This is a genomic window from Pseudomonas mucoides (assembly GCF_015461845.1).
GTDB lineage: Bacteria > Pseudomonadota > Gammaproteobacteria > Pseudomonadales > Pseudomonadaceae > Aquipseudomonas > Aquipseudomonas mucoides.
The window spans coordinates 65,748-79,411 of record NZ_JACOPW010000003.1; the positions used below are offsets into that span (position 1 = coordinate 65,748).

The window sequence follows — 13,664 nt, forward strand, 5'->3', positions numbered from 1 at the left end:
TTGTGGAAGCGTCATTCCAGCATGAACACAGCAGATAAAACGCATGCAAAGGCTCTACAGGACGCCCTTTTAGCCCTCGACCCTTCAGGCCCAGAAGGATTTGAAGGGTTACTCGGAGTCGTACTGGGTGAAATCACAGGGCAATCTTTCCGTCTCGCAAAGTCAGGTACGCAGCGAGGACGAGACGGGGATTCGGCGTTCGATGGCGGGGCCACATATTTCGAGGGCAAACGCTACAAAGAAGGCCTTTCGAAGAACGATATTTCGACAAAGCTTTTCGACGTTGCGAACGACGACACCGGCGTGGTGGATCTCTGGATACTCGGAGCAACATGCGAGGTGGCATCCCAAACAGTCGAAGACGGGCGGAAATTTTCGGCCAAGAACGGCTTCGGCTTCACGGTATTGGACTGGTCAAATAACGATCTCGGGGCGCTGCTCGTCGCCACTGTTGCGGCAGGTTCAAAATCCAAAGAAATTATCAAACAAGGACTCACCGGAAAGCCTGGAGCGGGTCTTATCGCACCCGCTATCAAAGCAATCGACCACTTTGAAAAACACGGGGATTATCCCTCAAGGCTGAGTGCGCTCAGAAAATCACTCGCCACAGACGTTGGGTTGGGCCACGCCAAGACGCTGAACCAAGAATGGCTGGACCGGTTGTTCACAGACAAAGTGCAGGCGCGCGCCGAGCTCGGCCAACCACTCTCCCCATTTGATCCGTCCGGCCCTTCGGCACTCGACCGACCTGAGCGTGCGCTCCTTACAAAGGCATTCTCCGGAGCTCCAGAAAGCGAAATCTACGCAATTGTCGGCGAAGAGGGAGTCGGAAAATCCTGGCTGGCTGTCCAGAGCTGGAGTCTGTCTGATCCCAAATCACTTCTCGTCCTGTGTCCTGCCGACGATTTGACCGGAGATGATGCAGAAGACTTCGATGACTTCCTAATTCGCAAACTGATCTATCAGACAGATGGAGATGTTACGCCGCAAGTGTTCGCGCGCTGGCGGCGCCGCTTCAAAGATTGGCGCACGAACATCCCGGCAAGCTCCGTCCGCGTAACCCTGATAGCGGACGGGCTCAACCAACCGCTCAAGTCGAACTGGGGGCGTTGGCTCGATCGCGCCGCGCTACGCTTGAAGGAGCTGGGCGGCTGCCTGGTGGTCACCACCCGCACGCAGCACTGGGCGTATCTCAAAAAAACGCTATTTTGTGCAGTAAAGACGATCACGCTCGCCGAGTGGTCCATCAATGACGTGAAACAGATATTGGGCAGTCGCGACATCGACTTCTCCAACACCAGGATCGAGGTTCTCGAATCCGTTCGAAATCCCCGACTTCTTGGTATCGCTATTGAGCTGATAGAAGCCAAGGCCATCGAGCTTTTGGATGAGCTAAGCGTCGGGCGGCTGCTCTTTGAGCATATGCGCAGGATGGAGCAGCACGGGGCGGCTACAGTTTCGGCGCCCGCATTCGCCGACCTTTTGAAAGATCTCGCAGCTAAGGTATTGGCTCGAGCGAATGCGCAGAATACGGATGATCTAAGGTTGTTCGATGCCGTCCAAGAAGCCCAACTCGAAGCTGTTGCATCGAGCCGGTTCTTCTCCTCGGTGAAAGGAAGCGCGTCAAAGTATGAGATAAAACTCGACGGCCTCAACCTGGCACTCGCGCTCTACCTCGTCGGCCAACTCGAACGCGAGTTGCGCAACGACCGCGACCCGCGAGAAAAGCTAGCGACAATACTGGAACCGATCAGCGCACTTGATGAAACGGCCAAGGTTATCTTGCTCGCAACGCAGATCGCTTGCCTTGAAGATGAAACGAGCCCCGAGATACGCTCCGCGCTGATCGAAAAATTCGTATCACTGCAAAATCTTCCGAACAGCCAGGCCGACGCCTTCGCCGTGCTAGCAAAATCGGCTCCGCTCGCTTTCCTGCAAGCCGCTGAAAATGTATATCTGTCTCAAGAGCACATCGCCAGCAAAGAGTGGCTGCTTTACGCGCTACTCAACCGGCGCAACGAGCCGGGAATTTGGCAACACATTTTGGAATCTACGAAGCGGTGGCTGTCCTTCTATTCGCTTGCACCAGAACGAGGGATGCACCGGACGTCGGGCCATGGATCTGTCACTCAGGCTGACGAAGAGCGCAATAGAGTCTTGGCCATCATTCAAGAACGTCAGGCTGCCCTCACTGAAGTCGAGCGATCCTTCATGACTAGGAACCTCGTAATCGCTCCGCACCCTAGGTTCGATGGCATATGTCGCTTCGCTCTCTATCTTCTGGCTGGTATGCCGCTAGAAGAGATCGCAACCTATCTTGTCCGTTGGCGGTTTTCTGCCGCACTCAATTCATCAACGTCGGTGCCCTATGCAGAATTCGAGCAGGTTCTTCACTACAACCGCGCCGATTGGCAGGAGACTCGATCAGCAATCCTGAAGGGATTGGAAGCGCTGCCGGCGGAACACTCGTCCAGCGTGGGGACGTGGACACGCGTTGGCATCCTGTACGGCACCGGGGATGTCGGCGACGCCAAAGAGGGGGCCCGTATCCGCGATGAGCTCACACGCGACCAAGAACGCTTTGAAGGCTGGTCTATAAAAGAAAATTACAGCGCTGTTGATCCCTGCAATCCCAATACCATTGAACCAGAGAACGTTATCGCGACAGCCCAAAACTATCGACAGATTGACCCAGAAAAGATTGCCATGAGCCGGGGAATGGCCCAAGAGGACCGTTACTTCTGCGGCGCTCGGGCCGCTGTCGCACGCTTTGTACCTGATGACGCGATACACACGCACCGTGCATTCGCGAGCGAAGTGCTCGGCCGTAGCGGGCATGCACGGCTTCAGGGCGTATTAATGCTTTTACGGCATAGTGCGGCTCTCACAAAAGACCTTGCCCAACGCTTCCTTTCGGCCAGTGTATCTAGCACCGCGTCGCATAAAGACGGGCAAGACGATCGGGACGAATTCCTTACGGCACAGTTTTCCGCGATCATCGCATTGCCGCATTTCACCGCCGACGAGCAGCTCGACGCGATCGCAAAAATGCAGGGCGAGACCCTCCTGCTGGAGCTGCTCTCATGCGTGCGCAGTGCCACACCGGAAAAAGTGGAACAGGTGCTGGAGGGTGTTCTGCAGAGTGGAAATGAGCATGCGCAGACAGCAGTTCTTGCCTCAATCCACTATTCTGAATCGCCGCTCACACCGCGCGCTGCCGGTATTGTCAAAGGCTTCATCCGATCTCCATTCAAAAATCTCCGGCATGAAGCACTCGCCCTCGCCGCATCGAGCGGCGACACTTCATTACTACAGGAAGTCATAGATAGTGGATGGAGCGCGGAAAAGCCGAACAAGCGCGACAGCAGTTTCGAGGAGTGGCACGGGTCCACCGCGATATTGAAAGCGTTGGAAGCGGGCCTGATAGAGACGGAGTCCGCGCTTGATCGAATGAACGTGTCCCACTACGGGTTCGCCGCCGAAACGCTACCTGCCGAACAGGATGATGCCATCGCCGCTCGCATCGAAGCCGCGCTTGTGAAGGCATTGGACTATGAGGGTGATGTGGAGTTGCCGGAGATTGAGACTGGGGCGCCGACAGTGTCCGACCTCGCGCCTCCCCTGGTTTCGTTAACGGAACGGGCTCCGTCGGAAAACGACTTCACATCCCAGATGAATCGGCTTTCGGAAACGGAAGAACAGTTCGACGAGCGCCAACGCCGCATGAACAACGCCTATGAACGCTTTGCCGGTGAGCTCACGGCTGTTGAAGCAGACCTAATACTCTCCGACCTCACGTTCGACGGCATCAAATCGATCATCGGACAGGATGCTGATCGCGATCAGCGCTGGCTCCGCATGTTGGTCACCACCTCCGATCGAAAGCTCCGTCATCTTCACCACGTCGCCCTACAGGTAGCGGTCGCACTCGGCGCCAGCGGCAATCCGTTAGCACCTGAGTTCATTACCCGCATTTTGGCATTGGACCCAACCATACGTCGTGTCACCGGCGCTGCAAAAATCCCTGTAGAGACCATTGTCCTATGGAGCAACACTGCTAGCCCGGCGATGGTGGACATATGCAAAAGGCGCCTACGAACACCGCAAAGCAACAGCGACATCGCGCGCGAGGTCATCGCGGCCCATCTCTGCGGAAAGGTGGCAATTCTACAGACCTACATTGATGAACTTCTTGCCACGGACCGGCCGTACGAGACAGCACTTGCGCTCATGATTGCAGGCTTTTGCGACGATAGCGTCCACGCTGAGGCGGTTCTGTCCCGCTTCGACGGCACCGAGGGCTTCATTGGCAATGCCCACTCAACTGCGAGCGATTCGTATGCAAGGAATCTTTGGGCAAAGACTTGGTATGCAAAGATGCTAAATGCCCAACGGCAGGAGGATTTCTGGAGCGCGTCCATTCTGTTTATGAAGATAGTCGATGGCCGTTTCGACATATGGTCCGAAGCCTCGAGAGCACCAACAGCGATCTTCACGGCGTTTATGCCGACGATAAGTCGGGAGATCAGCAACAGAGCAATTAAGGTCCAGAAAAAGCGCCAAGAGAAGCTGTTCGGTGAAAAAGCTCCCTCATCTGTAATGTTGAGTTTCGAAGAATGAAGTGCGAAGGCAGAGGCCAATAGCGTGGCCGCTTTCGTCGGTAGGTATCGACTTTGCGAGTAGCCGAGATGAGCGCGCAAAACTCCCCAGAAAATCTCACCTCGATACCTACTTCTGGCCGTTCGCTGCCGGCCGCCTCTTCTCGGCGCGCAGCGGTCAACCCAAGTGAAAACTTGGATAGTGATCGCTCGCCCCAGCTGGCTGTACAGTTGACAGATTGGTTGGTAGTGGTTAGTCGCGCGTACGCGCGCGCGTACTGCTCCGAAAACTAGCAGGTTCTCTCACCCGCTAGAGCGGTTATAAATCATCACTTGGCGACGACTGGAAACACTTCAGTGGTTCTGCCATCGAACCAGTTCAAGCTTCTCCTCGACCAGAGCGAGGTGTCATGCGGGATGCTCCAGGGGATAGTGGTTGTGTTGGCAAAGACGTTTACTCAAAGCACCTGAGGTGATCGACTGATCGGGCTACCCTTGTAAATGAGCCTCACGACAGTGAGGCTTTTTCAGAAAGCAGGCATGCTCGGAACGTCGCTTGCTCAAGTGTGTAGCGATGCTTGAATGCCCTCATGCATGGGAACATTCAGCTGTTGTCGCCAGATGGTGAAGAGTAATCAGCTAGCCACTCCTCCACTGATTGTTCTTGTGGTGGCTTGCGCGACGGGGCAGATTCATTGACTGCCGTGTACCCGTCTTTACTGATTACCGTTTTACCGTGGTTTTCAGTCCCCGTGGTTTGATTCCCCTGGAGGCCTTGATTTTGCTGGTCTGGAGCCGAAACCTTGTCCGGCACTTTTGTCCGGCAGTTGCCCGCTGGTTGTCCGGAAATTGTCCGGTAGTTGTCCGGCTGAAAGGCGTTATGCACCTCAGCAAAAGTGATGGCAAGAGGGCGGAGCGATGCAGTGTCCAGCCGTTTTGTTTGCCCGACTACCAGATCTGCAACGAACAGGATGCCCCGCAGGTTACCCAGGTAGTCATGGAGCGACGAAAGGCGCTTTGGCGTGGGGAGGCCGGTTGACTGCCAGAAACGATAGAGATGGCTGCGCTTGCCAATGCGAAAGTGTCCTTTCGGAAGATCAGAGCCTTTTGCCCCCGCCTTGGTAGTACGGTCACGATTCAGCTCCGCGTTGAAGATTGCGTGGGTATCCAGACCATCGACAAACGACGGAAGCTGGATCGCCACACCAGACGCCTTCTGATGACCAAACTTGCCGGTCGAATAACCGCCATACTCATATGCATCGATCCCCATCGTGTGCAGGATTTCGCGCAGGAGAGCGGGTGAATGTTTGTCCATCCAGTCCTGAGGCACGGGCTTACCACTGGATGGGCGGATGACAAGCCGGCCAAGCTCGATTCTGATTTCGTCTCCTCGGCTGAGCAACTTCCCGACTGTAACGGTCATTGGAGCACCAAGGCTTTGGTCAGTTTGTCCTCCAGTGCGATCAGGCTAGCTGCAACGACCAGCGTCACCCAATCGACGGCGAGCGGCCGAAGGTGCATCGAAACAGTTACTTTCAACGGGCAAGCCGGGACCGTCACCACCTCTGGGCAGCGTTGAAAATCCTCCATTGTTTAAACCCCTGGCTGAACGGCGTTACGCTCGTTGCGAGCGGCGATATTGGAGTCGGCCTGGGCACCGAAGTATTGACTTGCCACGCCATGACGGGGGCGGCGGTGATTATCGGTCAGCTTGATACGTGGGGTTTTGAGCGCGGGCACTTGAATATGCAACGCCTTAACAGACGCAGCAGGCATCGGGATGCTCAGCGCAAGGGCGGTAACCGTAGCCGGCGCGCCAGTATGCAGGCGAGCCAGAAGGCGGGTGCGCTCTGCGTCGGCACTGATATCCGTCAAGGTTTCCTTCTTGGGAGTGGCCTGTTGGACGGCAGTATTTTTCTCCGTCATGTTAGGCAACCTCGCCGGTATGGCCCGCAGTGCGATCGACCAGAAACTGCGCCAGATCATTCACGCGATAGCGCACCAGACGGCCAACCTTCACGAAGGGCAGATTGTAGCGGCCAGTGGAGCGCCACACTGCGAGGGTGGTCTCCTTCACCGTGAGGACATCCGCGGCCTCCGCAGGATCTACGTGGACGGGCGGATTTTTCGGGTCGTAGCCGAGTTGTGCGGCAATCTCGAGTTTGATCAGGGCAATATTGGCGGCATGGGTGGTGGTCATGTGGATAGCTCCGTATTAGCTGGTAATGACGGAGCCAAGAATTATGGTCTGCGGTGGGTAAGGCTGACGTACCCAACCCACTACCCACTCACCCACTCACCCACTCACCCACTCACCCACCACTTTGCGGCTCTGCGAGACGCTTGCGGATCGTTTCGACTTTGTCTGGTAGATCGAGACACTCTTTTACCAGCTCAGCTAACTGGCGAAGGCTGACCGGATTTTGTCTCCCTTGTTTAATCTCCTCTCCAGCGTCGCGCCAGCGTTGATGCTCCACCGCTCGGACATCTCGATCCTCGTGCACTCGTTCAGAGAAAGCCTGTTGTCGCAGGCGTACGTAGGCCCCAAGAGCCGCGTCAGACTCACTGACTTTTGGAGCAAGGCCGGCGGTGGTCAGTGTCGGTTGCGTCCTCTGAGCAATAATCAACTGCTCCAGCGCATCCTCATCGATAGGTATGTCATGACCGACCCTTGCAGCCCAATCAAAAAATGCTTTGAGCTCTCGAGGAGCGAAGGGAAAGCCCAACGCTGGCTCATTTATCCTGCCTCTGGGGTGCTGGGTGATTGCAGCAAGTTCCTTTGGTGTCAGATCGATACCTTCTGGGGGCTTTTTTACATATATGCCATCGGCTTTGATTTCAAAACCACTGCCGAAATTTTCGGGATCAAGGTGACCCGAGTAGTCCGCTTCGGCAAATTCCATGAACTCGGAATATCCCAGCTCCATGCCTTCCCATTCATTGCTATCCAAATCCATAACGTTCCTTCAGGCGTCCTACAAAAGGCAACCAATTAGGCTGGTAGGTGGTCCGCCTTCGCTCCGTCGGGCTAAGCTGACCGTAACTTGGTCATACGGGGCCAGAGCGCCCCATCGCTGCCGTGATCTTCTCCAACGCTTCGCGCACCGGATCAGTGGCTAAATGGGCATAGCGGGCGGTGGTCACCGTCGTCGTGTGCCCTAGCAGTTTGCCAACCATCGGCAGGCTCACACCTTGGCCGACCAGCCAACTTGCTGTTGTATGGCGAAGATCATGAATGTGAAGGTCCGGGATTTCTGGCAACGCCAACTCCGCAGCAAAAGCCTTGAGCATGGCATGCCAAGTCTTGCGAATTTCCCCTATATGACCAGCCTTAGTCGGCGCAGGAAAAACCCAATCCCGGCTCACACCGACACGCTGGCGCAGAATCTCCAGAGCAGGTGGCGGCACTGGTATCGTATGGATCAATTTGTTTTTGTGATGGCTGCTGGGAATCGTCCAAATAGCAGTATCCAGATCCAACTGGTCCCAGCGCATCGCCTTGACGTTTCCCGACCGCGCCCCCGTGAACAGACACAGCCTAACCATGTCCGCTACATCCTGATTACCCACGGAGTCGATGGCCTTGAACAAAGCCGGCATTTGCGAGGGTTTGATCCACTCTTCTCGCCGAACTTCGTGGTTGTCCTTGAGCGTTGACCAAGGATTACGGAGGTCCAGCCCGTGATGCTTGATGGCATGGTTCCACATGGCACGGGCCAGCCGTTTCACGTGGTTCGCCTCCACCGGCCCGCTCACAACTGTCACATCGCGGAAAATCTTCCCAGCTAAGGTGGAGGTGATCTCACTTACTCGACGCTTGGCGCGATCTTTCAAATGGCAGTCATACAGCCGCTGATCCTTTCTCCAACTGCGCTTGATCGGCCTGTCAGGGGTCGGCCCGACTGCCCGCTCCTCTCTCCAGACACCCCATAAGTCACCAACGGTCAGTTCTTCCTTTCTAGCAGTGGCAGCGGCACGAACGCTCTCGCCGGCATTCAGGCTCTTGAGCTTCAGCCGAGCTCCAACGCGGGCCTGTTCGACGGTCATGTCAGGAAACACCCCCAAGCGTATGAACTCGTTATTGCCCTTGCGTCCCATGCCCGCGACGCGACGAATTACATAGAAGGTCTTGGAGCCCGCCGGAGTAACGCAAATGGAAAGCCCTAGAGTTTTGGAATCTCGAAACCAAGCGCGTTTATCGGTCGGTTTGATACCGTCCAAGGCTGTCTTGGTAAAACTGAAGGCGGTTTCTGTCGTGTTCACTGCTTGCTTTCCGAGCTGGGCTGTCAATCACCGGTCAATCACCGAAGGTCGAAAACCGTTAAACTTCGTAAAGCAAGAATATGGCTGAAGCCCAATAAATACAAGGCTCTATAGATATTGGTAAAACTGGGCAAAACGAAGAAAAAGAGACTCATAATCCTTTGGTCCACGGTTCAAGTCCGTGTGGGCCCACCATATGAGTCAACAAGTTAGGCCAACCATTGCGGTTGGCCTTTTTTGTTTCCGATGATTTTGTAAGTACTTGGCGAAGCCGAACGCCTGAAGCTCAACGATTGCAGCAGGACTTCCTGCGAGGCATCACCGAACAACTTGAAGCTGAAACGCCGCTAACGCCCAGGCTGCAGACACTCACCCTCGAAACGCTTAAGCGCATAAAGGGGCAAACCCGTTAACGACCTGGCCAACTCGCCGTTATCTCGTTTCAGCGTGAACATGGTCAGCTTCTCGGGCTTGCTTGGGTAAGGCGTTGATTGACGATGTGGTGACGGTGCTTTCGCCGCGACCTGCGCGGACCGCGACGGAATCCGAGCAACAGCACTCCGCAGGATGGTGCCTCGATCATTCGGGGCCGTCAGTTCATCGTCACGGTGTGTCGCGACTCACCCTCCGATAGGCGACATGGCACTCACTGCTGGCCAATCACCATCAACGTTGTGTATGGTCGCGTCTCATCGTCGAAGGATGACGTTCGACTCAATCGAGACAAAAGGAATTTGCAGATGAACAAAGCCATTTCTTCCAGCCTGTTTACAGCATTGATTGTTGTAGCCAGCCCTGCGATTGCCCAAGCAAAAGCCAGTGTCGCCGATGTTTTTAATGGAAAAATGTTGGGCACCAATCTGCGTCACTTTGAATCGGTTGCCGGCGTCGCACGTGAGAGCTTGGGCGATCATCACTCTTATGAGATTCAAGGCTGCCAAATCACGGCGACTGCCGGTGGCGGCACGATCAGTGAACTGCGCATGGAGCTTTCGCCGACCTGCCAAGCCGATTTGAAGTCCTTCATTGGTGAATCGTTCGCTCCGGCTGCCAACAAGCCCCTGACCTTCGGTAACTTCCAGCAAGCGGCTGGGGACCTGAATTTCTACGCGGACTGCCTGACCATGTGCGGCAACGCTGCCGATCCGTCGGTTTTTGCAAAATGGGACGGCCCGCGAGCAGTGGACTTTCGTCAGGTGTTGCTGGAAGTTGTGCTGGTCAGCGATCAGGCGCTAAAGGCCTCTAACCAGTGGCAGGCCAGCATGACCAAGGTCAAGGGCGAAGATTTTGTAACAGACACCCGCTTCAACTGTGAGAGAAATTTCGACGCGCAGGCACAGCAAAGCTTTTCCGCTGTGCAAGTCACTGCGATTACCATCGGTACTGAACTGCCGACTCCTGGCTGCTGAATTGGCCAATCAGAAAAGCCGCGCAAATGCGCGGCTTTTTCATGCCCGTGATTCAGCCGTCACTTGGGCAATGTCTATGCAATCACATAGCCCAAGTTCGAATATCGCCCACAAGCGTCGCGTCAAACGAGCCTGTAACATGTTCAACCATTGTTCCACGCCACTGGAGACGCCCCTTGCCTGACACACGCCCACCGGTTCTTGACGAGATCGACCGCCAGTTGATCGCCGCCCTGCAGATCAACGCCCGCGAGAGCGTGGCCATGCTGGCCCGGCAATTGGGTATCGCTCGCACGACCGTCACCTCACGATTGGCGCGACTGGAAAAGACCCGGGTCATCACCGGTTATGGGGTGCGCCTCGGTCAGCGCGTGGTGGATGGCGGATTGCAGGCGTACGTCGGGATTACCGTGCAACCGCGCTCGGGCAAGGAAGTGCTGCGTCGGCTCAGTACGATGGCGCAGGTTCAGCAGTTGTGTGCCGTGAGTGGCGAATTTGATTATGTGGCGTGGCTGCGGACTGACTCGCCAGAGCAGCTGGATCAGTTGCTGGATCAGATCGGCAGTGTGGATGGGGTGGAGAAGACGACGACGTCGATTATTTTGAGTAGCAAGATTGATCGGGGGCAGCCGGTTTGAGTGTTTGCCGATAGCTGTTTGGTGTCTGGAAGGGCCTCATCGCGAGCGAGCTCCGCTCCCACATTGACGGTGTGTAGCATTCAATCGTCATTCTGATCAAACAATTATCAAAACGACGACACATTGCGTCTTATTAACGTGTTCTACGCTCACTAGAATGGCTGCCATCTTTTCCTATACTCAGACGCGCATCCTGCGTCGGGTCGCCAGCAAGGTCAGCCATGAACAAGAACAATCGCCATCCTGCAGACGGTAAGAAACCAGTCACCATTTTCGGTCCGGATTTTCCTTTCGCCTTCGACGACTGGATCGAACACCCGGCTGGCCTGGGCAGCATTCCTGCGCACAACCACGGTGCCGAAGTAGCGATTGTCGGCGCGGGCATCGCCGGTTTGGTGGCGGCCTACGAGTTGATGAAGCTGGGCTTGAAACCCGTCGTCTACGAAGCCTCGAAGATGGGCGGTCGTCTGCGCTCCCAGGCGTTCAACGGGACCGATGGAATCATCGCCGAATTGGGCGGGATGCGCTTCCCGGTATCGTCTACCGCGTTCTATCACTACGTCGACAAACTCGGCCTGCAGACCAAGCCTTTTCCGAACCCGCTGACGCCCGCGTCGGGCAGCACGGTGATCGACATCGAAGGCAAAACCCATTACGCACAGAAACTGGCGGATCTTCCTGCACTGTTCCAGGAAGTGGCTGACGCGTGGGCGGATGCACTGGAAGCCGGTTCACAGTTCGCCGATATCCAGCAAGCGATCCGTGACCGTGACGTGCCGCGCCTCAAAGAATTGTGGAACACCCTGGTTCCGCTGTGGGACGACCGCACCTTCTACGACTTCGTCGCGACCTCAAAAGCCTTCGCCAAACTCTCGTTCCATCACCGCGAAGTGTTCGGTCAAGTCGGCTTCGGCACCGGCGGCTGGGACTCTGACTTCCCGAACTCGATGCTGGAAATTTTCCGGGTGGTGATGACCAACTGCGATGATCACCAGCACCTGGTCGTCGGCGGCGTCGAACAAGTCCCGCAAGGCATCTGGCGCCATGTGCCAGAACGCTGCGTGCACTGGCCAGAAGGCACCAGTCTCAAGTCTTTGCACCGAGGCGCGCCGCGCTCCGGGGTTAAAAAAATCGCCCACGCCGCTGACGGTCGTTTCGCGGTCACCGACAACAACGGCGACACCCGCGAATACGCCGCTGTACTGACCACGTGCCAGAGCTGGCTGCTGACCACTCAGATCGAATGCGACGAAACCCTGTTCTCGCAAAAGATGTGGATGGCCCTCGACCGCACCCGCTACATGCAGTCGTCGAAGACTTTCGTGATGGTCGACCGCCCGTTCTGGAAGGACAAGGATCCGGAAACCGGACGCGACCTGATGAGCATGACCCTCACCGACCGCCTGACCCGTGGCACCTACCTGTTCGACAACGGTGACGACAAGCCCGGCGTGATTTGCCTGTCGTACTCGTGGATGAGCGACGCGCTGAAGATGCTCCCGCATCCGGTGGAAAAACGCGTGAAACTGGCGTTGGACGCGTTGAAGAAGATCTACCCGAAAGTCGACATCGCCGCGCGTATCATCGGCGATCCGATCACCGTGTCGTGGGAAGCCGACCCGCATTTCCTTGGGGCCTTCAAAGGCGCCCTGCCCGGCCACTACCGCTACAACCAACGGATGTACGCACACTTCATGCAGGACGACATGCCGGCCGAGCAACGCGGGATTTTCATCGCCGGCGACGACGTTTCATGGACGCCGGCCTGGGTTGAAGGCGCGGTGCAGACCTCGCTCAACGCGGTGTGGGGCATCATGAAACACTTCGGCGGTGAAACTCACGCCGAGAACCCGGGTCCAGGTGATGTGTTCAACGAGATCGGTCCGATCGCCCTGCCCGAGTAAGAGGAATCCGAAATGCGCGTAGCCCTTTACCAATGTCCACCGCTGCCCCTGGACGTCGCCGGCAATCTGCAACGCCTGCATCAACTGGCGCTGGAGGCCAAAGGTGCCGACCTGTTGGTGGTGCCGGAGATGTTCCTGACCGGCTACAACATCGGCGTCGATGCGGTCAGCATCCTCGCCGAGGTGCACAACGGTGAGTCGGCGCAGCAAATTGCGCGCATTGCCAAGACCGCCGGGATTGCCATCTTGTATGGCTACCCGGAGCGCACCGAGGACGGGCAGATCTACAACGCCGTGCAGTTGATCGACGCCCACGGTGAGCGGTTGTGCAACTACCGCAAGACGCACTTGTTCGGCGACCTCGACCACTCGATGTTCAGCGCCGGGCAGGATGATTTTCCGCTGGTGGAGCTCAACGGCTGGAAGCTTGGCTTCCTGATTTGCTACGACATGGAGTTCCCGGAAAACGCCCGGCGCCTGGCCCTGGCCGGTGCCGAGCTGATCGTGGTGCCGACGGCGAACATGATTCCCTTCGACTTCGTCGCCGACGTCACCGTCCGCGCCCGCGCTTTCGAGAATCAGTGCTACGTGGCCTACGCCAATTACTGCGGCCATGAAGGCGAGATCCACTACTGCGGCCAGAGCAGCATCGCCGCACCGGATGGCAGTCGCATCGCTCAGGCCGGCCTGGATGAAGCGCTGATTGTCGGCGAACTGGATCGTCAATTGATGGCCGATTCACGCGCGGCCAATCGCTACTTGATTGATCGTCGTCCCGAGCTTTATGGCGACCTTAACAAGCGCTGATCCCCTGTAATCCGCTAGCATTAGCGCTTCTCTGTACTGGAA

General features: G+C 56.5%; 11 protein-coding genes. 5 read left to right on the top strand and 6 right to left on the bottom strand.

Annotation, left to right across the window (positions count from 1 at the left end; translation table 11 throughout):
- The first annotated feature begins 21 nt into the window (after positions 1-21).
- Complete coding sequence (locus tag H8F22_RS15195) at positions 22-4,620, top strand: NACHT domain-containing protein (RefSeq protein ID WP_194940407.1); 4,599 nt, start codon at positions 22-24, stop codon at positions 4,618-4,620.
- Positions 4,621-5,202: 582 nt separating this feature from the next.
- Here the strand turns inward: H8F22_RS15195 and H8F22_RS15200 are convergent.
- From H8F22_RS15200 to H8F22_RS15225, 6 genes are all read right to left on the bottom strand, one after another.
- Complete coding sequence (locus tag H8F22_RS15200; RefSeq protein ID WP_194940408.1) at positions 5,203-6,024, bottom strand: hypothetical protein; 822 nt, start codon at positions 6,022-6,024, stop codon at positions 5,203-5,205.
- Complete coding sequence (locus tag H8F22_RS15205; RefSeq protein ID WP_194940409.1) at positions 6,021-6,191, bottom strand: hypothetical protein; 171 nt, start codon at positions 6,189-6,191, stop codon at positions 6,021-6,023. The genes H8F22_RS15200 and H8F22_RS15205 overlap by 4 nt, the downstream gene beginning before the upstream one ends.
- A gap of 3 nt (positions 6,192-6,194) precedes the next feature.
- Positions 6,195-6,527, bottom strand: a complete 333-nt coding sequence (locus tag H8F22_RS15210) for a hypothetical protein (protein WP_194940410.1) — start codon at positions 6,525-6,527, stop codon at positions 6,195-6,197.
- A gap of 1 nt (position 6,528) precedes the next feature.
- A complete protein-coding gene (locus tag H8F22_RS15215; protein ID WP_194940411.1) occupies positions 6,529-6,801 on the bottom strand; it encodes a helix-turn-helix domain-containing protein in 273 nt (90 codons plus the stop codon).
- A gap of 112 nt (positions 6,802-6,913) precedes the next feature.
- The gene (locus tag H8F22_RS15220; RefSeq protein WP_194940412.1) at positions 6,914-7,558 is read right to left on the bottom strand and encodes a hypothetical protein; all 645 of its coding nucleotides are present in this window, start codon (positions 7,556-7,558) and stop codon (positions 6,914-6,916) included.
- Positions 7,559-7,649: 91 nt separating this feature from the next.
- Positions 7,650-8,864 (bottom strand): tyrosine-type recombinase/integrase, encoded by a 1,215-nt coding sequence (locus H8F22_RS15225; protein ID WP_194940413.1) that lies wholly within the window; start codon positions 8,862-8,864, stop codon positions 7,650-7,652.
- Between the two features lie 740 nt (positions 8,865-9,604).
- On the opposite strand from H8F22_RS15225, the gene H8F22_RS15230 reads away from it, so the two are divergent.
- The 4 genes from H8F22_RS15230 to H8F22_RS15245 all read left to right on the top strand — a co-directional run bounded on the left by H8F22_RS15230 (position 9,605) and on the right by H8F22_RS15245 (position 13,622).
- Positions 9,605-10,273, top strand: coding sequence for a hypothetical protein (locus tag H8F22_RS15230; RefSeq protein WP_194940414.1), 669 nt, complete (start codon positions 9,605-9,607; stop codon positions 10,271-10,273).
- A gap of 176 nt (positions 10,274-10,449) precedes the next feature.
- Positions 10,450-10,911, top strand: a complete 462-nt coding sequence (locus tag H8F22_RS15235) for an Lrp/AsnC family transcriptional regulator (RefSeq protein WP_194940415.1) — start codon at positions 10,450-10,452, stop codon at positions 10,909-10,911.
- Between the two features lie 221 nt (positions 10,912-11,132).
- Positions 11,133-12,815: a flavin monoamine oxidase family protein gene (locus H8F22_RS15240; RefSeq protein WP_027926713.1), complete on the top strand. Its 1,683-nt coding sequence runs from the start codon at positions 11,133-11,135 to the stop codon at positions 12,813-12,815.
- A gap of 12 nt (positions 12,816-12,827) precedes the next feature.
- Entirely contained in the window at positions 12,828-13,622 is a 795-nt protein-coding gene (locus tag H8F22_RS15245; RefSeq protein ID WP_027926712.1) for a carbon-nitrogen hydrolase family protein, read from the top strand.
- The last annotated feature ends 42 nt before the right edge of the window (positions 13,623-13,664 follow it).

What these genes read in the sequence shown, in the direction of transcription:
- H8F22_RS15195 (WP_194940407.1), top strand. Translation starts at nt 22, where the DNA reads ATGAACACAGCAGATAAAACGCATGCAAAGGCTCTACAGGACGCCCTT.
- H8F22_RS15200 (WP_194940408.1), bottom strand. Translation starts at nt 6,024, where the DNA reads ATGACCGTTACAGTCGGGAAGTTGCTCAGCCGAGGAGACGAAATCAGA.
- H8F22_RS15205 (WP_194940409.1), bottom strand. Translation starts at nt 6,191, where the DNA reads ATGGAGGATTTTCAACGCTGCCCAGAGGTGGTGACGGTCCCGGCTTGC.
- H8F22_RS15210 (WP_194940410.1), bottom strand. Translation starts at nt 6,527, where the DNA reads ATGACGGAGAAAAATACTGCCGTCCAACAGGCCACTCCCAAGAAGGAA.
- H8F22_RS15215 (WP_194940411.1), bottom strand. Translation starts at nt 6,801, where the DNA reads ATGACCACCACCCATGCCGCCAATATTGCCCTGATCAAACTCGAGATT.
- H8F22_RS15220 (WP_194940412.1), bottom strand. Translation starts at nt 7,558, where the DNA reads ATGGATTTGGATAGCAATGAATGGGAAGGCATGGAGCTGGGATATTCC.
- H8F22_RS15230 (WP_194940414.1), top strand. Translation starts at nt 9,605, where the DNA reads ATGAACAAAGCCATTTCTTCCAGCCTGTTTACAGCATTGATTGTTGTA.
- H8F22_RS15240 (WP_027926713.1), top strand. Translation starts at nt 11,133, where the DNA reads ATGAACAAGAACAATCGCCATCCTGCAGACGGTAAGAAACCAGTCACC.
- H8F22_RS15245 (WP_027926712.1), top strand. Translation starts at nt 12,828, where the DNA reads ATGCGCGTAGCCCTTTACCAATGTCCACCGCTGCCCCTGGACGTCGCC.